General features: G+C 63.2%; 13 protein-coding genes and 4 pseudogenes. 9 read left to right on the top strand and 8 right to left on the bottom strand.

The annotated features are described in order from the left end of the window. Window positions 1–128: 128 nt before the first annotated feature. The 3 genes and pseudogenes from ACRHIG_RS00825 (at window position 129) to pth (ending at window position 2,551) form a co-directional block, all read left to right on the top strand. Window positions 129–1,078, top strand: a pseudogene (locus ACRHIG_RS00825) (ribose-phosphate pyrophosphokinase). Between the two features lie 166 nt (window positions 1,079–1,244). Beyond that, window positions 1,245–1,852 (top strand): annotated as a pseudogene (locus ACRHIG_RS00820) (50S ribosomal protein L25/general stress protein Ctc). 114 nt (window positions 1,853–1,966) lie between these two features. Beyond that, the gene (pth, locus tag ACRHIG_RS00815) at window positions 1,967–2,551 is read left to right on the top strand and encodes an aminoacyl-tRNA hydrolase (RefSeq protein WP_489629121.1); all 585 of its coding nucleotides are present in this window, start codon (window positions 1,967–1,969) and stop codon (window positions 2,549–2,551) included. Here pth and ACRHIG_RS00810 read toward each other — a convergent pair whose 3' ends face one another. Then, on the bottom strand, window positions 2,552–3,649 hold the full coding sequence (locus ACRHIG_RS00810; RefSeq protein WP_489629120.1) for a serine hydrolase domain-containing protein: 1,098 nt from the start codon (window positions 3,647–3,649) through the stop codon (window positions 2,552–2,554). A 158-nt stretch (window positions 3,650–3,807) separates the two neighbouring features. Between ACRHIG_RS00810 and ACRHIG_RS00805 the strand changes: the two genes are divergently transcribed. The 3 genes and pseudogenes from ACRHIG_RS00805 to ychF all read left to right on the top strand — a co-directional run bounded on the left by ACRHIG_RS00805 (window position 3,808) and on the right by ychF (window position 5,816). After that, window positions 3,808–4,341, top strand: a complete 534-nt coding sequence (locus ACRHIG_RS00805) for a hypothetical protein (protein WP_489629119.1) — start codon at window positions 3,808–3,810, stop codon at window positions 4,339–4,341. After that, window positions 4,341–4,573 (top strand): annotated as a pseudogene (locus ACRHIG_RS00800) (helix-turn-helix domain-containing protein). The gene ACRHIG_RS00805 and the pseudogene ACRHIG_RS00800 overlap by 1 nt, the downstream one beginning before the upstream one ends. 151 nt (window positions 4,574–4,724) lie before the next feature. Next, entirely contained in the window at window positions 4,725–5,816 is a 1,092-nt protein-coding gene (gene ychF, locus ACRHIG_RS00795) for a redox-regulated ATPase YchF (protein WP_086145737.1), read from the top strand. Window positions 5,817–6,094: 278 nt separating this feature from the next. On the opposite strand, the gene ACRHIG_RS00790 is transcribed toward ychF, so the two are convergent. Genes ACRHIG_RS00790 through ACRHIG_RS00770 form a run of 5 tightly spaced genes read right to left on the bottom strand, consistent with a single transcriptional unit; the run spans window position 6,095 to window position 8,211 of the window. Continuing rightward, the gene (locus ACRHIG_RS00790) at window positions 6,095–6,343 is read right to left on the bottom strand and encodes a hypothetical protein (protein ID WP_489629118.1); all 249 of its coding nucleotides are present in this window, start codon (window positions 6,341–6,343) and stop codon (window positions 6,095–6,097) included. Window positions 6,344–6,367: 24 nt separating this feature from the next. Continuing rightward, a complete protein-coding gene (locus tag ACRHIG_RS00785; protein WP_489629117.1) occupies window positions 6,368–6,574 on the bottom strand; it encodes a hypothetical protein in 207 nt (68 codons plus the stop codon). A gap of 32 nt (window positions 6,575–6,606) precedes the next feature. Beyond that, on the bottom strand, window positions 6,607–6,852 hold the full coding sequence (locus ACRHIG_RS00780; RefSeq protein ID WP_489629116.1) for a hypothetical protein: 246 nt from the start codon (window positions 6,850–6,852) through the stop codon (window positions 6,607–6,609). Continuing rightward, the gene (locus ACRHIG_RS00775; RefSeq protein WP_489629115.1) at window positions 6,849–7,355 is read right to left on the bottom strand and encodes a hypothetical protein; all 507 of its coding nucleotides are present in this window, start codon (window positions 7,353–7,355) and stop codon (window positions 6,849–6,851) included. Before ACRHIG_RS00775 ends, ACRHIG_RS00780 begins: the two co-directional genes overlap by 4 nt. A 7-nt stretch (window positions 7,356–7,362) precedes the next feature. After that, a complete protein-coding gene (locus ACRHIG_RS00770; RefSeq protein WP_489629114.1) occupies window positions 7,363–8,211 on the bottom strand; it encodes a 4'-phosphopantetheinyl transferase family protein in 849 nt (282 codons plus the stop codon). A 353-nt stretch (window positions 8,212–8,564) separates the two neighbouring features. Between ACRHIG_RS00770 and ACRHIG_RS00765 the strand changes: the two genes are divergently transcribed. Beyond that, window positions 8,565–9,311: a helix-turn-helix transcriptional regulator gene (locus ACRHIG_RS00765; protein WP_489629113.1), complete on the top strand. Its 747-nt coding sequence runs from the start codon at window positions 8,565–8,567 to the stop codon at window positions 9,309–9,311. On the opposite strand, the gene ACRHIG_RS00760 is transcribed toward ACRHIG_RS00765, so the two are convergent. Together ACRHIG_RS00760 and ACRHIG_RS00755 are read right to left on the bottom strand one after the other, a co-directional pair. Then, window positions 9,308–9,661 (bottom strand): helix-turn-helix domain-containing protein, encoded by a 354-nt coding sequence (locus ACRHIG_RS00760; protein WP_489629112.1) that lies wholly within the window; start codon window positions 9,659–9,661, stop codon window positions 9,308–9,310. The genes ACRHIG_RS00765 and ACRHIG_RS00760 overlap by 4 nt on opposite strands. Window positions 9,662–9,716: 55 nt before the next feature. Next, window positions 9,717–10,296: pseudogene (locus tag ACRHIG_RS00755) on the bottom strand (acyl-homoserine-lactone synthase). A gap of 363 nt (window positions 10,297–10,659) precedes the next feature. On the opposite strand from ACRHIG_RS00755, the gene ACRHIG_RS00750 reads away from it, so the two are divergent. Both ACRHIG_RS00750 and ACRHIG_RS00745 read left to right on the top strand, forming a co-directional pair. Then, the gene (locus ACRHIG_RS00750) at window positions 10,660–20,307 is read left to right on the top strand and encodes a non-ribosomal peptide synthetase (RefSeq protein WP_489629111.1); all 9,648 of its coding nucleotides are present in this window, start codon (window positions 10,660–10,662) and stop codon (window positions 20,305–20,307) included. After that, complete coding sequence (locus ACRHIG_RS00745) at window positions 20,300–26,860, top strand: amino acid adenylation domain-containing protein (RefSeq protein ID WP_489629110.1); 6,561 nt, start codon at window positions 20,300–20,302, stop codon at window positions 26,858–26,860. Before ACRHIG_RS00750 ends, ACRHIG_RS00745 begins: the two co-directional genes overlap by 8 nt. The last annotated feature ends 38 nt before the right edge of the window (window positions 26,861–26,898 follow it).

Here is a 26,898-nt window from a genome sequence, read left to right as displayed (position 1 = left end):
TGCGAAGTTGGCGTCCAGTACGGGAAAAAGCAGATGTGCCTCCACGCGGCATATTCTAAACAATGACTGACCGGGCCTATGCCCGGTTAGTGCTTTTCAAGACTTCTATATCACCTCTTGGGACTCCCATGGCTTACGAAAACCTGATGGTTTTTACCGGCAACGCGAATCCAGCGTTGGCAGAGGGGGTCGCAAAAAACCTCGGCATCCCTCTCGGTAAAGCAAACGTTTCGAAATTCTCCGACGGCGAAGTAATGGTCGAGATTAACGAAAACGTGCGCGGCAAGGATGTTTTTGTTTTGCAATCCACCTGTGCTCCAACCAACGACAGCCTGATGGAAATCATGCTGATGGTTGATGCCTTGAAACGTGCTTCCGCTGGCCGCATCACCGCCGCGATTCCTTACTTCGGCTACGCCCGCCAAGACCGTCGTCCACGCTCCGCGCGTGTGGCGATTTCGGCCAAGGTGGTGGCGAACATGCTGGAAGAAGCCGGTGTCGAGCGCGTCCTGATCATGGACTTGCACGCTGACCAGATTCAAGGTTTCTTCGATATCCCAGTCGACAATATCTACGCTTCGCCAATTTTGCTGGGCGACCTGCAAAAGAAAAACTACCAGGATCTGCTGGTGGTGTCGCCGGACGTCGGCGGTGTGGTACGTGCGCGCGCCCTGGCAAAACGCCTGGGCTGCGACCTGGCCATCATCGACAAGCGTCGTCCAAAAGCGAACGTGTCCGAAGTGATGAACATCATCGGTGAAGTCGAAGGCCGCAACTGCGTGATCATGGATGACATGGTCGACACGGCAGGCACCCTGACCAAGGCCGCCGAAGTGCTCAAGGAACGCGGCGCGAAAAAGTCGTGGCGTATTGCACGCACGCGGTGCTGTCGGGCCCGGCGATCGACCGCATCTCGGCCTCGCCGCTCGATGAGCTGGTCGTGACCGACACGATCCCCCTGTCCGAAGCGGCTCTGGCCTGCGGCAAGATCCGTCAATTGACGTGCGCGCCGCTGCTGGCCGAGACGTTCAAGCGCATCATCAAGGGTGACTCGGTTATTTCCCTCTTTATCGACTGATTCGGCAAGAGCAGCAACAGACGTAATGCCTGCGGCGCGACCGGCTTTTGCCTGTTGCGCCGCAGTGTTTTAGTTTTCGGGGTGTTTTGCACCCATTTTCGAGGGTTCCTGGTCGCGGGAGTCCTCATAACACAAGGCGCAAGCCTTGTTCTTCTTGGAGTTTCACATGAAAGTTATCGCATTTAAACGCGAATTGCAAGGTTCCGGAGCGAGCCGCCGCCTGCGCATTTCCGGCCAAACCCCTGGTATCGTCTACGGCGGCGCTGAAGCCCCTGTGCTGATCTCGCTGGATCACAACGCCCTGTACCACGCGTTGAAAAAGAAGTGTTCCACTCGTCGATCCTGGATCTGGAAATCGACGGCGTTTCCCAGCAAGTTCTGCTGCGCGACTTCCAAGTCCACGCATACAAACAACTGGTTCTGCACGCTGACTTCCAGCGCGTTGACGCTAAGCAAGCTATCCACGTGAAAGTGGCGCTGCACTTCATCAACGCTGACGTTTCCCCGGCAGTCAAACTGCACGGCGCGACCATCAGCCACGTAGCCAACGAAATCGAAGTTTCGTGCCTGCCAGGCCAACTGCCAGAATTCATCAACGTTGACCTGTCGAACATCGACGTCGGCCACTCGCTGCACGTTGGCGACCTGGTCCTGCCAGCTGGCGTGACCGCTGTCACCCACGGCGCCAACCTGACCATCGCTACCGCTTCGGTACCGGCTGGCCACGTTGCTGCTGAAGCCGCTGCTGCTGAAGTTGTTGCTGACAAGAAGTAATTCTGCCGCCGCAGCAATGCGGTAGTCGCAAGGAAAAACCCGCCAGGTTCGCCGCGCGGGTTTTTTCCGCCTGTTTTCACCGATAATGCTTTCTTTTACATTGCAGACACAGCCATGCCCATACGCCTGATCGTCGGCCTCGGCAACCCGGGACCCGAATACGAACAAACCCGCCACAATGCCGGCTTCTGGCTGGTGGACAATCTTGCCAACAGCTTGCCCGGCACGCGCCTGCAGCGCGATTCGCGCTACAACGCCATGCTGGCCAAGACCTCCATCGGCGGCAAGGAAGTCTGGCTGCTCGAACCGCTGACCTTCATGAACCGCTCGGGCCAGTCCGTGGGCGCGCTGGCGCGCTTTTTCAAGATCGCCGCCGATGAGGTGCTCGTCGTGCACGACGAACTCGACTTGATGCCCGGCATCGCGCGCCTGAAAAAGGGCGGCTCGGCCGGCGGCCACAATGGCTTGAAAGACATCACGGCCGCGCTGGGCACGCAGGACTACTGGCGCTTGCGCCTGGGCATCGGCCACCCGCGCACCCTGAGCCTGCAGCAGCAGGTGGCCGATTTCGTGCTGCACCGCCCGCGCCGCGAAGACCAGGAACTGATCGAGCAGGCGATCGACAAATCCTTGCAGGTCATGCCGCTGATCGTCGACGGCAAGTTCGAGGCGGCGACGATGAAGCTGCACACCGCGTAATTATTTCCCCGCCTTGCCGAAGCCGGCCATGATGGTTTTCGCCATCTGCTGCTGGCTGGCCTGGGCGCTGCTGCCGTCGCCCGCGTTGGCGGCGATCAGCAGGCCGTCGCCGCTGCCGGGCGCCAGCGCGATCAGTGCGTGCCAGTAGCCGTTCGAGCCAAGGTGAGTGAGCACTCGCTGCGGCGCTTGCGCTGGAAAGTGCATCACGCCCCAGCCCAAGGCCGCATGCGTGTCGCCCTGCGCCGTGTGCAGCAAGACATACGTTTCCTGTTTCAGCAGCCTGCCCTTGCCCTGCTCGCCATGCAGTTGATCGAGCGCAAACTTGGCCCAGTCTTGCATGCTCAGGTGAATTTCTCCATCGGGCGCCATCATCAGTGGGTTGCTGGCCATCAAGCCGGCGATCGGCTTGCCTTCCTTGTGGCCCAGGTTCTGTCCGCGCACGGTGGGGCCGAAGGCGGCCCGCATGCCCAGCGGGCCGAACACTTCCGCCTGCATCAACTCCTCGTACGTCTTGCCCGTGACACGCTCCGCGATGGCGGCGGCGATCATGGCGCCGCTGTTCGAGTAATGCGATTCGCCGCGCGGCGCGGCCACGGGCGCGTCCGCCAGCGCGCGCTGCGCGTACTCCAGCCGCAGCAGCGGCAAGGGGCGCGTGTCCGTGTAGGTGGCATTGATCCATGTCTCGTCCGGATTGGGCGGCAGGCCGGCGCGGTGCGACAGCAGATCCATCAGGTTGACGTCGCGGTACTCGGCGCGCATGCCGGCGCTCAGCGCGGGCAGCATGCTTGACAGCGGCGCGTCCCACGACAGCAGTCCCCGTTCCACCAGCCGCGCGATCAGGGTCACCGTCATGGCCTTGCCGTCGGAGCCGATATTCCACACGTCGTCGGCACGCACGGCGTCGTGGCCGTCATTGGCCCATACGCCCGCCTGCGCCTGCGCCTCGATCTTGCCGTCGCGAATGACAAGGATCGCCATGGCCGGCACGCTCTTGTCGGCCAGCGCCTGTTGCAGCATGGCGTTCAAGTCATGGGCGCGGGCGGCGCCGCTGAGCAAAAAGGCGGTGCTGCAAACGAGTGCGGCAAGCAGGATTTTCATGGTGTCTCCAGTCGATAGGGTAGGGCGAACATGTTAAAATGGTCGCAAAACATGATTTAATTATTGTTTTACGATAATTTATTCTAACGACACTTGACGCTTTCGTATACTTTTAAATATGAAAAAATCAGACGGGACCGGCCCTACTGAGCCGGCGCGTGCGCTACGGCGTTTCGGGATTCTTTTTGCTGTACCTGCTGCTGACGGTGCTGGGCTGGCTGGCGCCCGCGCCGGCCGCGCAAGGCAGCCTGGGCGGCGCTGGCATGTATGAACTGTTGCTGCAATTGCAGAGCCAGCCATTCGAGCGCCTGGCCGCCATGCCCCTGTGGCAGCGGGGACTGGGTCTGGCGCTGGCCTTGCCAGCCTTGTGCGTGCTGGGCGATGCCGTGCGCCAGCTGGCCCTGGTGTTGCGCCAGTTCGAACAGGGCGTGTATTTCACGCCGCAGGTGGCGCGGCACTTTCGCCGCTTTGCCGGCGGCTTGCTGCTGGGAACGGTGCTGACTTTGCTGGAACCGACCGTGCGCGGCATGCTGTTTGGCTTGCTGGAAGAGGGAACGCGCCAGTTGCGCCTGGTTATCGACATCACGGGCGGCGACCTGTGGACTTTGCTGCTGTGCTCGGTTTTCTTTGCGCTGGCGCAAATCCTGCATGAAGGCCAGAGATTGGCCGATGAAAACAGCGGGTTCATCTGATGGGTATCGTCGTGCGCCTCGATCTGGTACTGGCCAGGAAAAAGTGAAATCCAAGGAACTGGCCGCCTTTATCGGCATCACGGAGCAGAACCTGTCCCTCTTAAAATCGGGCAAGGTGCGCGGCGTGCGTTTCGATACCTTGTCGAAAATTTGCGAGATGCTCGAATGCCAGCCTGGCGACATCCTGGAATTCGATGCGTCGCAGCCGGATGACAGGGATGGCGACAGTTAAGGTCGCCAGGGCGGTTTTTTTGAAGAGTAGGGTGCATAGAGGTACAATTGACCCTTAGAGCATGAATACAGCAAGATTATCCAGAAAACGCCCGCAACGGCCGTTTTGCACCAGCCGCTTGCCGGCAATATTGATTATTTAAAGGTTTTCCATGAGTCTCCAATGCGGTATCGTCGGCTTGCCGAACGTCGGCAAGTCCACCCTGTTCAATGCACTGACGAAAGCCGGCATCCCGGCTGAAAACTATCCGTTCTGCACCATCGAGCCGAACGTCGGCGTCGTCGAAGTGCCGGATCCGCGCATGGATGCGCTGGCCGCCATCGTCAAGCCGGAACGCATGGTCAACGCCATCGTGGAATTCGTCGACATCGCCGGCCTGGTGGCTGGCGCATCGAAGGGCGAGGGCCTGGGCAACCAGTTCCTGTCGCACATCCGCGAAACGGACGCCATCGTCAACGTCGTGCGCTGCTTCGAAGATGACAACGTCATCCACGTGGCCGGCAAGATCAACCCGCTCGACGATATCGAAGTCATCCAGACCGAACTGGCGCTGGCCGACATGGGCACCGTGGAAAAAGCCATCCACCGCGAAAACAAGAAAGCCCGCTCGGGCGACAAGGATGCGGCCAAGCTGCTGGCCATCATGGAACGCATGATGCCGTACCTGAACGACGCCAAGCCGGTGCGCGCCATGGGCCTGGACGCCGACGAAATGGAACTGATCAAGCCTTTGTGCCTGATCACGGCCAAGCCGGCCATGTTCGTGGCCAACGTCTCCGACTCGGGCTTCACGAATAACCCGCTGCTGGACCAGCTGACGGCCTATGCGCAATCGCAGAACGCCCCCATCGTCGCCATCTGCGCGGCGCTGGAAGCGGAAATCGCCGACCTGGACGACGCCGACAAGGGCGCCTTCCTGGCCGACATGGGCATGGAAGAGCCGGGCCTGGACCGTCTGATCCGCGCCGGCTACAAGCTGCTGGGCCTGCAAACCTACTTCACGGCGGGCGTGAAGGAAGTGCGCGCCTGGACCATCCCCGTGGGCGCCACGGCGCCACAGGCGGCCGGCGTGATCCACACCGACTTCGAACGCGGCTTCATCCGTGCCCAAACCATCGCCTATGACGACTTCATCGCCTACAAGGGCGAGGCGGGCGCGAAGGAAGCGGGCAAGATGCGCGCCGAAGGCAAGGAATACGTGGTCAAGGATGGCGACGTGCTGAACTTCCTGTTCAACGTCTAAGCTGTTTCAGCGATTGCCGGCGATTTCAGGACGTTGCTGATTCGCCCGGAAATGCCACATGTGCCCTCTGTTATGAGGGCATTTTCATTTCTGGATGTTGCGAAAGATTGCAATGCATTACAAAGGAAAAGTGGATACGCTGGTGTCTATGATTTTGGGCAGGTGTAAAAAAGTGTATATGATGAGTAAGCCCTAACTCTTGCCTCGATATGCTGACGCATGATGGTCAAGCCAGGCGTATTTCACAGCACATCCCGCGCGCAGTACGCCGCTGCTTCCTAGGAAACACCAACGGAATCCGGCGTGTCTTGGGCCTGCAACGGATATCCAAATTGCGCAGCACGGCGATGCAGTTGCTTGCTAACCCGTGCTCTGTATTCTTGCTCGTATTGATCCGCCCCTGGATCGGTGTAGTTCATCCCGAAGTGCATAGCGTTATAGAACAGCACGGCGATTTTGCGCGCCGTCGCCGTCACGGTCTTTGCGTTGCCGATGCGTGCGGCAAGACGTCGATAGAACGCGCCCAAGGCCGAGGATTCCGGCCTCGGGCATCAACGGTCCGTTTGGCGCTTGGCTTCCTGCGTTCCGCGCGCCCTCATCGCGGCGATCAGCGACCACTCGTCGCCGCACGCCATTTTCGCATAGGCGTGGAAGCCATCCGGCGCCTCGCCGAGCGGGACATAGCCGAAAGACGTTTCGTCCAGCTTGTCCCACGCGCGGCGCACGATCTCCTGCTGAATTATTGGAAGCTGTTTCATGCAACAAATCTCCCCAGTCGTATGGCGCCGGCCTACTTTGCCGCCTGCTCCGGCGGAGAGTACTCGAACTCCAGCAGCGCGTCGTCAGGCCAGCTCTTGTCATGCACTGGCGGCACGAACACTTTGCCGTCGTTTTCCAGCAGGTTCTGCGGTAGTTGGGTACGGCGCCCGTCCGCGGTCAGATACATGGCGGCGATACGACGTGGGGCGAAGTAGTCGACCTTGATGCGCGAAGTCAGGCAGGGCTGGCCGGCAGCGTACATGAGCTTGCGGATCATATAGGGCGTCTCGTACTGTTCGACTGCCCAGCGCACCGCGCATTCGAGCCGCAGGTCGCCGAGGCGGCGGGCGTTGTCCGCCACGCCGGGTGTGCGCACGTCTGGCCGCCATCGGAAGGTACCCGGTTTGCGGTTGAGTAGCAATTCGGCGTCCTCCTGGTGGCCGCTTCGCTGCGCGGCACGGTGAACGTGCCGTCGGCCGCGACCGGCACCGGAATGCTTAACTCGTCGCCGGCGATGCGCAGCTTGATGTCCTTGAGCGAGGCGTTGGCGGCCTTGGGCAGCAGCACGAAACGCAGCGTGGCGTCCGGTGCCAGCTGGCGTTGTTCGTCGAAGATGTCCAGTCCGGCCGTGAATGCGCGGTAGGTTTTCCAGTCCGGGTCCTTGGTGCTGCTGACGACTACCGCAGCCATGCCGGCATCGCTCTGGTCGGCTGCGCCGGATACGGGACACAGCAGCAGGCACGGCACGAACAGACCGGCAATCTGAGAAAGGCGTTTCATATATACCTCATGTAAGGATTACGATGACAAGGGGGCGCGCCGTTCCCAGGGAGAACGCGTTACCGTTGCCATGCTGCATGTGTGGCCAGATTTGTGCCAGGTTGCTGCCGTTGAGGTAACGGAAACTGACAGGCAGGCCGGTGCTATATGCCAGTCCCAGCTGACAAATACTCATCCATTGCTGGCTGAGAAAGGCGCTGGGCTGCTCGCGGTCGGATAGAGGCTCGCGGTCCTGGCATACCAGCAGGCCCGAACTGGTGCGTGAGAAAGTGCAAGGCGCCATCGGTCTGTGTATGCCCAGGCCGACCGCCTTCAGATACGCTTGCTTCAGCGTCCACAACTCCAGGAAGTGGTGGTAGCGCCGCGCTTCCGGACAGGCCTCCAGCTGCTCGAGGTCGGTGGCGCTGAAATGGGTACGGGCCGTGTGCATGAAGTTGGGATGCATCGGGAATACGGTTTCGACGTCGATGCCGAGCACAGCTCCGCTGCCCACCGCCAGGGCCACGTGGCTGGCGCATTGGGCGAGGCTGAAATGTAGCGTGTCTTGGCCGGTCAGGCGGGCTCGGCCCCATTTGTCGCGCGCGAAACGGAGTTGTCCGGGCTCCCGCCCGGTATACGCACCCAGCACCACCCGCCGCAGCACGCGGCTTTGCAGATATTGCCATTGGCTTTGCGTCGGGCGCATGGCGCGCTTGCACTCGCCTTCAGCATCGCCCAGATAGGACAAATAACGCGGCAGCAAGGCTATTGGCGCCGGAATATCCAGTTCGAGCAGGTAGATTGCGATCGCGTCCCGCACCGGGTTGGCACGGATATCGATGAGGGCGGTGTCAGGCCACAGAATGGATTGGGACATGGGGCGTCAACTTATTGGCAACAACAATGGCCACATTATCTAGCGCAGGCAAGCCGGGCGTAACTAGTAGTTCTGATAAGTAGGAGCCTGAAGTTGACCCTTTTGGCCGGAATTGGCAGGCAAAGTCCGGGACGCCGGCCAAGGACACGCTTTATTCCTGAAATAGCGATTTCCGTGTGTCGGCCGCGCTTCGCCGGCCTTCAGGTACAGGATGCTGGCGGCGAGGGGGCAAGGTGAGTGTAGTTTGTAAGTCTACTTATGTTGATTTTTTAACTTAAGAAATTTGTATCATGGTAAAGTTAAAAGAGAGTAAAAATTATTTTAATAATAAATGTCTGCTCAGGGAGGCGCACATGCGCGATGGTATGTTGAACGGGTTTGCCGGCTTCTACGAGGGGCTGGCTGGAGCTTCTTGTGAGGCCGATGCCGTGTTGAAGCTGCAGGCCGGGGTCCAGAACCTTGGTTTCGACAAGGTCCTGTTCGCGGTTATCCCCCAGCCCAAAGTCAGCCAGGGCAATGTCTATCTGCGTAGCAATTACCCTGGCAAATGGCGGGAAGAGTACGACCGCCAGAATCTGCGCGCCGCCGATCCCACGGTCGGACACTGTTTTCAATCGATGTCGCCCTTCGTCTGGGTGCCGGACTCGTTCAAGACCACCGAGGAAAGCGCGTTGTACGAGGAGGCGGCTGGCCACGGCCTCAAGGCCGGCGTGACCCTGCCGGTTCACGGTATCGGCGGCGAAGTCGGCATGCTGACTTGTGTCCGGGATCAGGCACCGGGGGCCGGTTTCACGAATGACCTCAGCCAACAACTCGCTAACCTGACCCTGTTGCGCGACATCGCTTTCGACTCCATGCGTCGCTACATGCATGCTGCGCCGGTAGCGCAGGAGGCGCCGGTACTGACCGCGCGCGAGCTCGATTGTCTGCAATGGATGGTGGCTGGTAAAACGGCGTGGGAAATCGGACGCATTCTGAGCATTTCGGAGGCGGGAGTAAATTTTCATATCGGAAATCTTCGTACCAAATTCGGCGTTACCCGTCGCAATGACGTGGTGATCAAGGCAATTCGCCTTGGTCTCGTCAATATTCCCGGTTAGAGTCGGCCACCGCTGGCATCGTCGTCGCCCGAGCGCACCGCCAGCAGGTCGGCGTCGTCGATCACGCGCAGCAAGTACAGTCGCATCAGGATGAGCACTGGCAGCGGCATCGACTTGCCGCGTTCGAAGCGACTGCCGCGAGTCTGGGAAACGCCGAAGCGGCGCCAGAAGGCGGTCTGATTTTCGCGCATGATCTGGCGAAAGTCACGGATCAGATATTTATCACGCGTGGTGATCCAGTGCAGCTCGTCGCCACCATCGTCTGGCGTGGCGCTGTGCGACGACAGGACAACGCGTCTGGCCTGGATCGGTGCGCCGGCCGTGCGGCGCACCGAGGAAAGCTTGCTCATAATCGTACTCTGCTGGTTAAGCGGTGGCATGTTGCCGTCGCATGGGTCGATGTCATCAATGGTCGGGTCCAAACAGTGCGGTGCGTGTCTTGGCGCCTAGATGAATCTCCAGAGCAACTGCCTTTTCTACACCGATCTGTAGGGGGGCCCATGCGCGTGGTTTCCACTCCGCTGTGACGCAGCAGGCGTTCGACGGCGGTGGTGGTTACTGTCACATATTTGCTGATGCCCTGCGTATCGGCAAAGTTGACGATGCCGCGCATCGCTTCTTTGGCGCGCTCGGCAAAGCCAAAGCGGTTGTCGCCGTCGGTCTCGATCGCAAAGCGGCTCAGCTCCCAGATGTTCTCTTCTTCCGGCAGGGCTGCGCCTTGCACCAGTTCGGGGAAGGTGTCCTTCAGCATGTATGGGCCCAGGGTGGGCAGCATGCGCCAGCAGCCGCAGATGCGCTGGTCGCCGCCGCGGATGACCATGTAATGAGGTTCCAGCGCATCATAGCCGTCGATCTCCATGCCACCCAGGATCGGCACTGCCCAGCCCATGCGATCACGGAACACTTTGGCGCGCAGTACATGGATGGCGCGCAGTTCCACGCGGCTGAATTTATCGCGCTGTCCTATTTGAATCATCGAGCTCATGGTCATTCCCCTGTATGGTTGAATTTCACTAGTACGTTGACTGCGGTTGTCAAATTGCTGCGTTTGATGTAGCTACTTTATGCAAATTGGCTAAATCAAATAACTAGCGATCCAGCTAGTGAAACGGCCGCAACGGCCTAGCAGAACTTCTAGCGACAAGAGCCCGAATCCATGCATTGCCTTCCACCGCCCCTCAGTGAGCGCGGCACTAGCAAACTTGCTAGTAAAAATTTTCCCGTTATTTTGCGTTAATGCATCTCATTGGCGCGCTAGTCGCGGCGCCTCCAATCTCAACAGATACAGGTATTTGGATTGCGCCGCCGGCCATGCCGGGCACAGGTCCTTTTAGAAAAGGTTTGCATCATGCCCAATGATTTCCAACAAACGTTTCCTCTTTCGTCGGTGCAGAAGGTGATCTGGCTGGACCAGGCGCTGCATCCGGATTTGCCGATCTATAACGTCGGTATGGCATGGCAAATCCGCGGTGCTGTGGATGCCGCATTGCTGCGCCAGGCGATCAATCAGGTCGCCAATGCCAATGACGCGTTGCGCATGGTGCTGGACGACGAAGACGGCTTGCCGGTACAGCGCTTCCGTGACACGGTCGATGTGGCGCTGCCGGTCATCGATTTCTCCGGCCAGCCGGATGCCGATGCCCGGGCACGCGTCTATCTGGCGCAGGCATTCCGCCGCCCATTCGACCTGGCGCGCGGCGCGCTGTGGGAGGTGGAACTGGTGCGCACAGACGACTGCTGTTACTGGCTCAAGCGCTACCATCACCTGGTTACCGACGGTACTGGTTTGATCAATTTCCTGCACGCCGTAGCCGATGTTTACAACCGCCTGCTGGTGGACCCGCTGGCGGCAGCCGGCCCGGCCCCGTCCTACAGTGAATTTATCGCTGACGACTGCGCCTATCTGGACTCGCCCCGTTATGACCGCGACCGCCAGTTCTGGTGCGGACGTTATGCGCGCCTGCCGGAACCGCTGTTCGCGCGCCACGAGACCGAGAGCACGGTCGATCTCGCCACAAGCGAACAGGTGCGCTGGACATTGCCGCGCGCGCAGTTCGACCGCTACACTGCCTTCGCCGCCGGCCATGGCCATGCGATTACTCACGTGATACTGGCCGCCCTCGGCGCCTACTTCGCCCGCGTCCACGAGGTCGAGGAGGTGGTGATCGGTGTTACCGTGCACAACCGGGGATCGGCGCGCCAGAAGAAGACCGTCGGTATGTTCTCGTCAGCCAGCCCGGTCGGCATCCGCGTCGATCCAAATGGCTCGTTCGTGGACCTGATGAACGAGGTGGCCGCCGAATTGCGGCGCTGCTACCGCCACCAGCGCTTTCCCATTGCCGAAATCAACCGCCACCTGCGAGTAGGGCAGCAGGGGCGCCGGCAGTTATTCGACATCACCTTGTCCAATATGGGTTTCGACGCCGTCGGCCAGCTCGGCGGCGCGCCGGCGCGGCTGGTACCGATGGACAACGGCTACGAGCATGCGCCGCTGGCCATCCTCATCCGCGACCACCATCCCGGCGAGGAGGTGATTATCGATTTCAACTACAACTCGCAGCTGTTCGCGCACGACGAAGTGGTGCGGATGCAGGCGCGCGTTGCGCTGCTGATGGAGGCCGCACTGGCCGATGAGGGCATGGCGGTGAGCCGCCTGCCGCTGCTGGATGCGCGGGAGAGCCGGCAATTGCTGGTCGATTTCAACGCCAATGCGGCGGCCCGCCCGCAAGGTGAACTGATACAGCAACTGTTCGAAGCGCAGGCCCTCGCCCGTCCGCATGCGGCCGCCCTGGCATGGGAAGGCGTCAGCGTGAGCTACGATCAGCTGAATCGCCGCGCCAACCGCCTCGCGCACCAGTTGCGTGGCCTCGGCGTACGGCCGGATGACCGCGTCGCCATTTGCGTCGAACGCGGCATCGACATGATCGTCGCCGTGCTGGCGACCTGGAAGGCGGGTGCCGCCTATGTGCCGCTCGATCCCGCCTATCCAGGCGAGCGCCTGGCTTACATGGTCGAGGATGCCGCGCCCGTGGTGGTGCTGACGCAACAGGCGCTGCGGGCGCTGGTGCCGGCGCCCGCAGCGCAGGTGGTGCTGCTCGATGCGCTGGACGACACGTTGGCGGCCTTGCCGGACACCAACCCCGATCCTGCCGCCAGCGGCCTGCGCGCCGAGCACCTGGCGTATGTCATTTACACCTCCGGTTCCACCGGCAAGCCGAAAGGCGTGATGAACCAGCATGCCGGCCTGTGCAACCTGGCGCACACCCTCATTGCCGACTTCGGCGTGGGACCGGACAGCCGCGTATTGCAGTTTGTCTCGTTCAGCTTTGACGTCTGCGTCTCCGAAATCGTGATGGCGCTGGGCAGCGGCGCCACGCTATGCCTGGCTTCGCCGGATGCGCTGCTGCCGGGAGAAGCGCTGGCGCGCACCCTGCAGGAAAGCGACATCAGCCACGTCAGCATGCCGATGGCCGCACTGGCGGCCCTGCCGCGCGACGCCGATCTGGGCAGCCTGCAGGCCCTGATCGTCGGCGGCGAGGCCCTGCCGCCGGCGCTAGCTGACCACTGGGGTGGCAAGTACCGTCTGTTCAACGCCTATGGACCTACCGAAGCCACCGTGTGCACGACAGCCTATCGCCACGTTGCCGGCCGCCACTGCGACGCGATTCCGATCGGCCGTCCGCTGGCCAACACCCGCATTTATATCCTGGACCGTCATCTGCGGCCGGTGCCGGTGGGCGTGGCGGGTCAGATCTACATCGGCGGTGCCGGTGTCGCGCGCGGCTACCTCAATTGTCCGGAGCTGACAGCGGAACGCTTTGTCGCGGATGAGTTTTCCGGCCTTCCTGAGGCACGTATGTACCAGACCGGCGACCTGGCGCGCTGGCTACCGGACGGCAATATCGATTTCATTGGCCGCAACGACTTTCAGGTCAAGATTCGCGGCTTTCGCATCGAGCCGGGCGAAATCGAAGCGCGCTTGGCCGCTTGCCCGGGGGTACAGGAAGCGCTCGTCGTGGCGCGTGAGGACGCGGCGGGCGAGCCGCGCCTGGTTGCCTACCTGACGGCGAGACCCGGCGTCGTGCCGGGAGCGGCGGACCTGCGTGCCGCGCTGGCGCGGGATCTGGCCGAACACATGCTGCCGGCTGCCTTTGTGGTGCTGGAGGCCTTTCCGCTCACCCCGAATGGCAAAATCGACCGCAAAGCCCTGCCGGCTCCCGATCAGTCGGCGGTGGCGGCGCGTGCCTATCAGGCGCCGCAAGGCGCCGTCGAGGAGGCCGTGGCCCGCATCTGGCGCGAACTGCTCAAGCTTGAACGTATCGGCCGCCACGACCAGTTCTTTGAACTGGGCGGGCATTCCTTGCAGGCGGCGCAACTGGCGGCGCGCGTGCGTCAGGTATTGGGACGCGAAGTGACCCTGCGCACGCTGTTCCAGCATCCCGTGCTGGCGGCATTCGCCGCCGTGGTGGCCGACGCTCCACGCAGCGTAGCCGACCTCATCACCACGGTCGACCGCAGCCAGCCGCTGGCCTTGTCCTATGCACAGCAACGCCTGTGGTTCCTCGATCAGCTTGACCAGGCCGCCGGCGCGGCCTATCACATGCCGGCCGCGTTGCGCCTGCATGGCAAACTGGACAAGCCGGCCCTGAAAGCCGCGCTGGATCGCGTCGTGGCGCGCCACGAGAGCCTGCGCACCACCTTTGCGGACTTCGAAGGGCAGACTGTGCAGACGATCGCCGCCGCGGACAGCGGCTTCACCCTGCACGAGTGCGATCTGAGCCAGATGTCCGGCCACGAGCGCGAGTACGCCGTGCAGCGTCGCTCCGACGCCGAAGCGATCGGGGCCTTCGACCTGGTCAACGGCCCCTTGATCCGTGGGCAGCTGTTGCGCCTGGCCGAGGACGAACACGTGTTGCTGATCACCCAGCACCACATCATCTCTGACGGCTGGTCGCTCGGTGTGCTGGTGCGCGAAGTCAGCGCCCTCTATACGGCCTTCAAACGGGGCGCGGCCGATCCGCTGCCGCCGCTGGCAATCCAGTACGCCGACTACGCGGCCTGGCAGCGCGACTGGCTGCGCGATGGACCTCTGCGGACGCAAAGCGCCTTCTGGAAGGAACAGCTGGCGGGCGCGCCGGCACTGCTGGAGCTGCCGACCGACCGTCCGCGTCCGGCGCAGCAAAGTTACGCCGGCGGCGCAGTGCCCCTGAGACTGGATGCGGAACTGACGTCCGGCCTGAAAGCGCTGAGCCAGAAACATGGCGCCACCCTGTTCATGACCCTGCTGACGGGCTGGTCGATCCTGCTGGCGCGTCTGTCGGGTCAGCACGATGTGGTGGTGGGCACGCCGATCGCCAATCGGCAGCGCGCCGAGGTCGAAGGCCTGATCGGTTTCTTCGTCAACACGCTGGCGCTGCGCGTCCAGGTGGACGACGACCTGAGCGTGGCGCAGCTGCTGGCCCGGGTGAGTGCCGACACGCTGGCTGCCTATGACCATCAGGATATACCGTTCGAACAAGTGGTGGAAGTGGTGCAGCCTGTGCGCAGCATGAGCCATAGCCAGCTGTTCCAGGTGCTGCTCAATCTGGACAACGCACCGGGCGAACGCACCCTGCACCTGCCCGATCTGGCGATCGAGATGCTCGATCCGGCCCACATCACCACGCACTTCGACCTGAGCCTGGCATTGGCGCACGAGGAAAGCGCCGCTGGCGCCACGCTCGTCGGCTACCTTGAATATGCCAGCGACCTGTTCGACCCGTCGACGATTCAGCGCATGGCTGCGCACCTGGACACCTTGCTGCGCGCCATGGTGGCCGACGACGCCAGCCCTGTCAGCCGCTTGACGCTGACCACCGAGGTCCAGCGCGACCAGTTGCTGTTGGCGTTCAACGACACGGCGCGGGCCTATCCCGAGCACCAGCTGATCCACGAATTGTTCGAAGCGCAGGCCTTGGCCCGGCCCCAGGCGCCAGCGCTGGTGGACCAGGGTGTCACCCTGAGCTACGGCGCGCTGAATCGCCAGGCCAACCAGTTGGCGCATTACCTGCGCGCCCAGGGTGTCCAGCCGGATGACCGCATCGCTATCTGCATGGAGCGCGGCAGCGCCATGCTGATCGGCTGGCTGGCCATCCTCAAGGCGGGCGCCGCCTATGTGCCGCTGGATCCCGGCTACCCGGCCGAGCGCCTGTCCTTCATGCTTGACGATTGCGCGCCCGTGGCCATCCTTGTTCAGGCCGCGCTGACGCCGGTGCTGCCAGCCACCTCTATCCCGATCCTGGCAACTGATGAACCGGCCATCGCGCAGGTGCTGGCCGCGCAGCCGGACACGGATCTCGATGCCGCCGCCATCGGCCTGCGCGCCAGCCACCTCGCCTACGTGGTGTACACCTCCGGTTCCACCGGCATGCCGAAGGGCGTCATGGTCGAGCACCGCAATGTGGTGCAACTGGTGATCAACGAACCTTGCGTGGAGATCACGCCGGCCGATTGCATGGCCTATTGCGCCAATCCCGCCTTCGACGCATCGACCTGGGAAGTCTGGGGCGCCCTGCTCAACGGCGCAAAACTGCTGGTGGTGTGCCAGCAGGATCTGCTCGATCCTGCCGCCTTCGGCGCGCTGCTCGACAGGGAGGCGGCCAGCATCGTGCAATTGACCGCCGGCCTGTTCCACCAGTACGCGGAGGCGCTGGCGACGTCATTCTCGCGTCTCAATTACCTGCTGTTCGGCGGCGACAAGGTCAACCTGACGACGGTGGCGCAAGTGTTTCGCAACAGCCGGCCACGCCATCTCGTGCACACCTACGGTCCGACCGAGACGATCGCCTTCACCGTCACCTTCGAAGTCGACGAATCGGTGATCGATGCTCATGTACTGCCGATCGGCCGCCCGATCGCCAATACGCGGGTCTACATCCTGGACCGTCACCTGCAGCCGGTGCCGGTCGGTGTGGCGGGCGAGATGTATATCGGCGGTGCAGGCGTTGCCCGCGGCTACCTGAACCGCGTTGAACTGACGGCCGAACGCTTTGTCGCCGATCCGTTTTCCGATCAGACGGACGCGCGCCTGTACAAGACCGGCGACCTGGCACGTTGGTTGCCAGACGGCAATATCGAGTTCATCGGCCGCAACGACTTCCAGGTTAAGCTGCGCGGCTTCCGTATCGAGCTGGGCGAGATCGAGACGCGGCTCGCGGCTTGCGCTGGCGTCAGGCAGGCGCTGGTCATGGCCCGCGACGACGTTGCCGGCGACAAGCGGCTGGTCGCTTACCTGACCGCGCAGGAAGGCGTGACGCTGGATGTGGCCGCCTTGCGCGCCGAGCTGGCGCGGCACCTGGCCGACTTCATGCTCCCGGCCGCCTTCGTGGTGCTCGATACCTTCACGCTCACCCCGAACGGCAAAGTTGACCGCAAGGCGCTACCGGCGCCGGACCGTTCCGCCGTGGTGGTGCGCGACTACGAAGCGCCGCGCGGCGCGATGGAGGAAAGCGTGGCCCGCATCTGGCAGGCGCTGCTCAAGCTTGAACGCATCGGCCGCCTGGACCATTTCTTCGAACTGGGCGGACACTCGCTGCTGGCCGTGCAAATGATGGCGCGCCTGCGCCAGGAGCTTGGCCGCGAGCTGGGCCTGCGGGAGCTGTTTCTGCACCCGACCTTGTGCGACTTCGCCGCCGCTGCTGAAAATGCCGGCGCCGCCGCCGCCAGTATCGCACCGGTCGACCGGCACCAGCCTCCGCCGCTGTCGTTCGCCCAGCAGCGCCTGTGGTTCCTCGACCAGCTCGATCACGCTGCCGGCGCCGCCTACCATATGCCGGGCGCGCTGCACCTGCGCGGTGCGCTGGATAAGGCCGCGCTGAAAGCCGCGCTGAACCGCATCGTGGCGCGCCACGAAAGCCTGCGTACCACCTTTGCCGAGATCGATGGCCAGACGGTGCAAGTGATCGCCGCGCCGGCAGCGGGCTTCACCTTGGGCGAGCATGACCTGAGCCACCTGTCCGGCCGCGCCCGTGATGCTGCGCTGGCCGACATCAGCAGCATGGAAGTGGCGCGGCCGTTCGACCTGTCTGCTGGCCCGCTCATCCGCGGCCAGTTGCTGCGCTTGTCCGAAGATGAGCACGCCCTACTGATTACCCAGCACCACATCGTTTCCGATGGCTGGTCGATGGGTGTGCTGGTGCGCGAAATCAGCACCCTGTACGCTGCTTTTACCCAGGGCCGCGACGATCCGCTGCCGCCGCTGGCGATACAGTATGCCGACTACGCAGTCTGGCAACGCGGCTGGCTGCGTGGCGAGGCGTTGCGGGCGCAGACAGCGTTCTGGAAGGAACAACTGAGCGACGCGCCAGCGCTGCTGGAACTGCCGACCGATCATCCGCGTCCGGCGCGGAAAAGCTATGCCGGCGGCAGCGTGCCGCTGCGCCTTGACGCCGACGTCACGGCGGCTTTGAAAGTGCTGAGCCAGAAGCATCAGACCACGCTGTTCATGACGCTGCTGGCCGGCTGGGCCGCGCTGTTGGCGCGCCTGTCGGGACAAGACGACGTGGTGATCGGCACCCCGGTCGCCAATCGTCAGCGCACCGAGGTCGAGGACTTGATCGGCTTCTTCGTCAATACGCTGGCACTGCGCGTCAAGCTGGATGGCGAGCCGAGCGTGGCGCAACTGCTGGCTCAGGTCAAGGCCCACACGATGGCTGCCTACGATCATCAGGATCTGCCGTTTGAGCAAGTGGTGGAAATAGTGCATCCGGCGCGCAGCATGGGCTACAGCCCGCTGTTCCAGGTCGCGATCAATCTGGACAGTGGCGACCAGGAGGACACGCTGGCGCTGCCCGGCCTGACAGTGAGCAATATGGCGCAAGCCCATGTGACCAGCCGCTTCGATCTCAGCCTGATGCTGAGGGATGACGGCGATACCATCAGCGGTGCCATCGAATATGCCAGCGATCTGTTCGACGTGTCGACGATCCAGCGCCTGGCCATGCATCTGGAAACGCTGCTGTTCGCCATGACGGTCAATGACGGCGCGACGGTGCGCCGCCTGCCGATTCTCACCGCCGCCCAGCGCATCCAGGTGCTGGAGTCGTTCAACGATACCGCCCGCGAGTATCCGCAGCACAAGCTGATGCACCAGTTGTTCGAGGAGCGGGTACAGGAGCATCCGGCGGCGATTGCGCTGGTCTGCGAAGGCGCGAGCATGAGCTACGATGAACTCAATCGGCGTGCCAACCAGCTGGCGCATTATCTGCTTGCGCTGGGTGTGCAGCCGGATGACCGGGTCGCCATCTGCATGGAGCGCGGCAGCGCCATGGTCATCGGCTGGCTCGGCATCCTCAAGGCTGGCGCCGCCTATGTGCCGCTTGAATCGAACTATCCGGCCGACCGGCTGTCGGCCATGTTGGCCGACAGCGGACCGGTGGCGTTGCTGACGCAGGCATCGCTGGCGGAACGCATGCCGCCGACTGGCGTGCGCGCGATCATCGTCGATGGCGAAGCAGACGCCCACGCCATCGCCAGCCAAGCCCAAGGCGATCCGGACGCGGCGGCGGCTGGCCTGGCTGCGCACCATCTTGCCTATGTGATCTATACCTCCGGTTCGACTGGCATGCCCAAGGGCGTGATGGTGGAGCACCGCAATGTAGTGCAGCTGGTAATAAACAATTCATTTGCCGAGATCGGCCGCGATGATGTGATTGTTCACTGCGCCAATCCCGCCTTCGACGCCTCGACCTGGGAAGTCTGGGGCGGCCTGCTCAACGGTGCGCGGGTGCTGATCGTGCCGCAGACCGTGCTGCTCGACCCGGTGCGGTTCACGAACCTGCTGCTGGCTGAAGGTGCTACCGCAGCCTTTATGACCATCGCGCTGTTCAACCAGTACGCCGAGGCGATGAGCGAGCTGCTGCCGCGCATGCGATACGTACTGTTCGGCGGCGAGAGGACTGACCTGAGCCGTATCAAGGGTGTCCTGCGCAGCGGCCCGCCAGAGCATTTCGTGCACTGCTACGGACCAACCGAAACCACGACCTTCGCCACCGCCTTCGATATCCCGGGCATCGCCGATGACGCCCATACCCTGCCGATTGGCGGCCCGCTGGCCAACGCCCAGGTGTACATCGTTGATTCCTACCTGCAGCCCGTGCCGGTCGGCGTGGCGGGCGAAATGTACATCGGCGGCGCCGGACTCGCGCGGGGCTACCTGAATCGCCCGGACTTGACGGCAGAGCGCTTCGTCACCGATCCGTTCAGCGACCGCGAAGGCGCGCGCCTGTACAAGACCGGCGATGTCGCCCGCTGGTTGCCGGACGGGACTATCGAATTCATCGGCCGCAACGACTTCCAGGTCAAGATCCGCGGCTTCCGCATCGAGCTGGGCGAGGTCGAGGCGCGGCTGATGGCCTGCGATGGCGTGCGCGAAGCGCTGGTCATGCTGCGTGAAGACCTGCCGGGAGAGAAGCGGCTGGTGGCCTATCTCACCGCCCAGCCGGGCGCACTGCCGTCAGCAGGCGATCTGCGCCACGCGTTGAGTGTGCATCTGGCCGAATACATGGTGCCGAGCTGCTTTGTCGTGCTCGATGTTTTTCCGCTCAATGCGAACGGCAAGATTGACCGCAAGGCGCTGCCGCTGCCGGATGTCGCGGCCAGTGCGTTGCGCGATCACGAAGCCCCGGTCACCGATGCCGAATGCGAGCTGGCACTGATCTGGCAGGAGCTGCTGGGACTGGAACGCGTGGGACGCCAGGACAACTTCTTCGAGCTGGGCGGCCATTCGCTGATGGCGGTGCAGTTGATGGGGCGCGTGCGCGCGGTCTTCCAGATCGAGATTTCCCTGACGGATTTGTTCGGCAGCCCGGTGCTGAGCCAGCTGGCCGAGGTGATCACCACCCTGCAGTTTTCGCTTTTCCTGGGTGAGGAAATGGAACGCATGAAAAACGACCTTGGCAATTTATCCGAAAGCCAATTGCTGGAAATTCTGAATAAAGAGACCTCCACAGATGAATAAGCCACATACCGATCTGCAGCAGTTGCAGCAGGCTATCCTGATGCAGCGTTTGCAAAAACGCATCAAGCAATCCGCCACGCGCGAGCAGACGCGCATCGAATTCGCGGATCGGCAGCAGCCGTTGCTGCTGTCGTACGCCCAACAGCGGCTGTGGTTCCTGACCGAACTCGATCGCGCCGCCAGCATCGCCTACCATATCCCGGCGCAATTGCGGCTCAAGGGAAGTTTGAACCAGACGGCGCTGAAGGATACGCTCGACCGCATCGTGGCGCGCCACGAAAGCCTGCGCACGACCTTTGTGAATGTCGATGGCGCGCCGGTGCAGCGCATCGCCGCAGCCGGTGCCGGTATGGCGCTGGAACAGCGTGACCTGCGCCATCTGCCGCCGCGCGAACGCGAGATCGCCGTACAGCGCTTCTCGGACGAGGAAGCGGTGCGGCCTTTCGACTTGGCCGCCGGCCCGCTGATACGCTGCCAGTTGCTGCACCTGGCCGAGGATGAACATGTATTGCTGTTGACGCAGCATCATATCGTCTCCGACGGCTGGTCGATCGGCGTGCTGGTGCGCGAGATCAGCACGCTGTACGCCGCCTTCAGCGCTGGCCAGGCCGATCCGCTGCCGCCGCTGGCGATCCAGTATGCCGACTATGCAGCATGGCAGCGCGGCTGGCTGCAGGGCGATGTCCTGCAAGCGCAGAGCGCGTTCTGGAAAGAACAATTGACAGGTGCGCCGGCGCTGCTGGAACTGCCGACCGACCGTCCGCGTCCGGCCCGGCAAAGCTACGCCGGCGGCAGCGTGCAGGTGAGCTTCGATACCGCGCTGACCGCCGGTCTGAAGGCGCTGAGCCAGAAGCACGGCGCGACGCTGTTCATGACCCTGCTGGCAGGCTGGGCCGCGCTGCTGGCGCGCCTGTCGGGCCAGGATGATGTGGTGGTCGGCACGCCGGTGGCCAACCGTCAGCGCGCCGAGGTGGAGGGCTTGATCGGCTTCTTCGTCAACACGCTGGCGCTGCGGGTGAAGCTGGAGGGCGATCCGAGCGTGGCGCAGCTGCTGGCGCAAGTCAAGGCGCACACGCTGGGGGCGTACGAGCATCAGGATCTGCCGTTCGAGCAAGTCGTCGATGCGGTGCAGCCGGCGCGCAGCATGCGCCACAGCCCGCTGTTCCAGGTCATGCTCAGTCTGGACAACGCTCCCGGCGGCACCTTGCAGCTGCCGGGCCTGAGCATTGAAAGCGTGCAGCCGAAACACAATACCGCGCAGTTCGACCTGACGCTGTCGCTGGCTGAAAGCGACGGCCGCCTGAGCGGCAACCTGCGCTACGCCAGCGACCTGTTCGACGCCGCCACCATCGAACGCATCGCCGGCTATTTCACCAGCCTGCTGCGTGCCATGGTTGCCGACGACAGCATGGCGCTGAGCCGCGTGGCGCTGCTCGGCGCCGCCGAGCGCCGCCAGGTACTGGCAGACTTCAACGACACCACCCAGGCCTATCCCGACGACAAGCTGCTGCATCAATTCTTCGAGGAGCAGGTTCGCCGCAGTCCGCAGGCGAGCGCGCTGATTTTCGAAGGCCAGCACCTCAGCTACGATGCGCTCAATCGCCGCGCCAACCAGCTGGCGCACCATCTGCGCAGCCACGGCGTGCAACCGGATTCGCGCGTGGCCATCTGCATGGAGCGCAGCATCGAGATGGTGGTCGGCCTGCTGGCCATCGTCAAGGCCGGCGGTGCCTATGTGCCGCTCGATCCGGGCTATCCCGCCGACCGCCTGGCGTACATGCTGGCCGATTGCGCCCCGGCCATCCTGCTGACGCACAGCGCGGTGGCCGGGTGCCTCGATGCCGGCCAAACGCGGGCCATCGTCGTCGATGCCGGGGACGATGCGCGCGCCATCGCGGCACAATCGGATGCCAACCCGGACGCTGAGGCCATCGGCCTGCATGCGGGCCACCTCGCCTATGTGATCTACACCTCCGGCTCCACCGGCCAGCCCAAGGGCGCGATGAACGAGCATGGCGCGGTGGTCAACCGCCTGTGCTGGATGCAACAGGCGTTCTGCCTCGGTGCCGATGACCGCGTCCTGCAAAAAACGCCGTTCAGCTTTGACGTGTCTGTGTGGGAGTTCTTCTGGCCGCTGATGTCTGGCGCCACGCTGGTGATCGCCCGCCCGGAAGGCCACAAGTCACCCGATTATCTGGCGGCGCTGATCGAGCAGGCCGCAGTGACGACGATGCACTTCGTGCCGTCGATGCTGCAAGCCTTTGTGAGCGCATGCGGCGACTGGCGGGGCGGCAGCCTGAAACGCGTGTTCTGCAGCGGAGAGGCGCTGCCGCCCCAGTTGAGCGAGCGCTTCCTGCGGACCTGGCCAGAAGTCGAGCTGCACAATCTGTATGGCCCGACCGAAGCCGCGGTGGACGTCACGTGGCAGCATTGCGTGCCCGGTGACGGTGCGGCCAGCGTATCGATCGGCCGGCCGATCGCCAATACGCGCATCTACATCCTCGACCGTCACCTGCAGCCGGTGCCGGTGGGCGTGGCGGGCGAGATCCACATCGCCGGCGTGCAGGTCGGGCGCGGTTACCTGAACCGCGCGGAATTGACGGCGGAACGCTTCATCCGCGACCCTTACGCCGATGCCGCCGGCGCGCGGCTGTACAAGACCGGGGACCTTGGGCGCTGGCTGGCGGACGGTTCCATCGACTACCTCGGACGCAATGACTTCCAGGTCAAGATCCGCGGCTTCCGCATCGAGCTGGGCGAGATCGAGACGCGCCTGCTGGCATGCGACGGCGTGGCAGAAGCGCTGGTCGTCGCCCGCGAAGACGCGCCAGGCGAGAAACGGCTGGTGGCCTACCTGCGCGCGTCCGGCGCGGCGCCTGTCGCTGGCGAACTGCGCGCCCAGCTTGGCGCCCATCTGGCCGATTACATGATTCCCAGCGCCTTCGTCACGCTCGACGCCTTCCCGCTGACCAGCAACGGCAAGCTCGATCGCACGGCGCTGCCGGCGCCCGATCTGCAAGCGCTGGCGCGCGGCAGGTACGTCGCCGCGGAAGGTCAGGTGGAACAGGCGCTGTGCCAGGCATGGAGCACGGTGCTCAAGGTGGAGCAAGTCGGCGTGGAGGATAACTACTTCGACATCGGCGGCGACTCGATCCGCAGCATCGCCATCGTGGCGGCGGCCCGCGCGCACGGCATCGAGCTGGCCATTGTCGACCTGTTCAGGCATCCGACCGTGCGCGCCCTGGCGCAGGCGCTGGCCGTACGCGACGGCGCCGCCGCGCTCAGTCAAGACATGGAAATCCTCGACGCAGCGGACCGCGCGTCGCTGCCGGAACGGGTGCAGGACGCCTATCCGATGACGCTGCTGCAGATGGGCATGGTGTTCCACAACCAGTATGAGCAGGATGCGGGGTTGTATCACGATGTGTTCAGCAACCATGTCACGCTGCCGGCCTGGGATGAAGGCGTACTGCGTCAGGTGCTGGCGGCGATGGCGGAAAAACATCCGGTGCTGCGCACCAGCTTCGACCTGAGCCGCTATAGCGAGCCGCTGCAGCTGGTATGGCGCGATGCGGAAGTGCCGCTGATCGTGGCCGACCTGCGCGAGCTGAACACGGCTGAGCAGGATCAGATCGTGGCCGGATTCATCGACGCCGAACGCAAGTCCGCTTTCGATCTGGCCAGCGCTCCGCTGCTGCGCATCTTCGTGCACCTGCGCGGCGCCAAGGCGATACAGTACACCTTCAGCTTCCACCATGCGATTCTCGATGGCTGGAGCGTGGCCTCGTTCCAGACCGAGCTGTTCAATGCCTACTTCGCTGCGCTCGAAGGCAAGGACATTGCGCTGCCATCGTTGCGCGTGACGCCGAAGATGGCAGCGCTGCGCGAAAAACAGGCACTGCGGTCGGAGCGGCAAGGCGCGTTCTGGAAGCACTATCTGGACGGCCACGTGTACTCGACGCTGCCGCCGGCCGAGCAAGCGCAGGACGCGACGAGCATGGACCGCAACCGCGCCGCGAAGGTCAGCGACGCCGTCTGCGGCAAGCTGCAAGCGCTGGCGGCGACGCTGGCCGTGCCGATGCGCACGGTACTGCTGAGCGCCCACCTGCGGGTGGTGTCCATGCTGGCTGGCAAAGACGACGTCACGACAGGGCTGGTGAGCAACGTGCGCCCGGAGGAGCAAGACGGGGAGAAGGTGCTGGGCCTGTTCCTGAACACGCTGCCGCTGCGCCAGAAGCTGGAGCGCTCCAGCTGGAAAGAGCTGATCAAAGCCACGTACGCCAACGAGCTGTCGGTGCTGGAGCACCGCGACTATCCCTACGTCCAGCTGCAGGTGGACAACGGCCGCACGCCTTACTACGAAATTGTCTTCAACTTCATCAATTTCCATGTGTACGATGATCTGAAGGCCGGCCTGCAGCAAGCCGGTTACAAGCAAGCGTTCGAGGCGACCGGCTTCGATCTGGTCGCCAATTTCGCCTACAACGCCAGCACCGGCATCGAGTGTGAAATGAAGCCGGGCAAGTTGGGCGGAGCGCAGGCCGAGCGCATCCTCGGCTACTACCTGGCCGTGCTGGAGTCGATGGCGGCCGACCCGGACGCCGTGCACGACGCCGAGCACTTCCTGGACGACGCCGAGGCGCACCGTCTGCTGGTGGAATTCAACGCCACGCGGGTGGCGTATCCGCGTGATCTGCCGGTGCATCAGCTGTTCGAAGCGCAGGTGGCGCGCACGCCGGACGCTGTCGCCGTGATCGCCGATGGCAAGCCGCTGACTTATGCGCAGCTCAATGGCCGAGCCAACCGCCTGGCGCGTCATCTACGCCAGCTCGGCGCCGGTCCGGACGTGCTGGTGGGCGTTTGCATGGAACGCTCGGCCGAACTGGTGATCGCGATTTTCGCCGCACTCAAGGCCGGCGCCGCCTTCGTGCCGTTCGATCCGGCCTATCCGCGGGACCGCCTGGCCTACATGGCCGCCGATGCCAATCCCGTTGTGCTGCTGACGCAAAGCCATCTGCGCGACAGCATCGGCGCCGACGGCGTGGCGCTGCTCTGCCTCGACGAGGTAGGTGATCACCTGGCCGGCTACGACGATCATGATCTTGGGCTGCACTCCGGCCCGGACCATCTGATCTATGCCATCTACACCTCCGGTTCGACCGGGCGCCCGAAAGGCACGCTGGTGCATCAGGGCGGGTTCACCAATCTGGTGAGCTGGTACATCGCCCAATTCGGTATCGGCGCCGACGACAAGGTACTGCTGCTGTCGTCCATCGGTTTCGATCTTACTCAGAAAAACATCTTTGCCGTCCTGCTGGTGGGAGGGCAGCTGCATTTGTCATCCGGCGCCTACGCACCGGAACAGATATGGAACACCATTCGCGAACAGGGCATCACCTATGTCAATTGCGCGCCCAGCGCCTTCTATCCGCTGCTGCCTTACTTTTCGCCGGACCAGGCGGGGCCGCTGCGCCAGGTATTCCTCGGCGGTGAACCCATCCAGTGCCAACTGCTGCACGAGAAGCTGGCCTGCCTGCCGTCGCCGCCGTTGGTCCATAACACCTACGGTCCGACTGAGGCGTCAGACGTGGTGTCGTTCTTTACCTGGGACCCGCGCGAACGCCGCGCCAGCCTGCCGATCGGCCGCCCGGTCGCCAACACGCAGATCTATGTCCTCGACGCCAGGCGCAATCTATTGCCGCTCGGCGTGACGGGCGATATCTACATCGGCGGCGACGGCGTCGGCCGTGGCTATCTGCATCGCCCGGAACTGACCGCCGAACGCTTCGTCGCCGATCCGTTCAGCGACCGCGAAGGCGCGCGCCTGTACAAGACGGGCGACCTTGGCCGCTGGCTGCCGGACGGCACGATCGACTATCTGGGGCGCGATGATTTCCAGGTCAAGATCCGCGGCTTCCGCGTCGAGCTGGGCGAGATAGAGAGCCGGCTGGCGCTCTTTCCCGGCGTGCGCGAGGCCGTGGTCGTGGCGCGCGGGGATGACGGTCAGGAAAAACGTCTGGTGGCCTATGTAGTGCCCGAGTCGGGCGCGGACGTCAGCGCGGCCAGCCTGCGCCGCGCACTGGCTGACGATCTGGCCGAATTCATGGTGCCGAGTGCCTTTGTCCTGCTCACGGCGCTGCCCCAGACGCCCAACGGCAAACTCGATCGCCAAGCGTTGCCCGTACCCGACCAGGCGGCGATTGCCCGCCGCGAATATGAAGTCCCGATCGGCGAGGTGGAAACCACGCTGGCACGCCTCTGGCAGGAATTGCTCGGTGTTGAGCGCGTCGGCCGCCTCGATCATTTCTTCGAGCTGGGTGGCCATTCCCTGCTCGGCGTGCAGCTTGCGGTACGCCTGCGCGATATCTACGACGTGGACATTTCCATCGGGCGTTTATTCGACCAGCCCGTAGTGGCCGACCTCGCAGCACTGGTCGTGTCCGCGCAACTGGACCTTTATAGCGCAAACGACCTCGGCGGGCTGGATCAGGAAATTGATGCCCTAAGCGAGGAAGAACTGCGCGCCATTCTGTCTGAAAGTGCCTGCAAATGAATAACGATAAACAAACTTTGCAACAATTGAAACGCGCT

Source organism: Janthinobacterium sp. C22, assembly GCF_057919405.1.
This window is presented reverse-complemented; position numbering and strand designations above follow the sequence as displayed.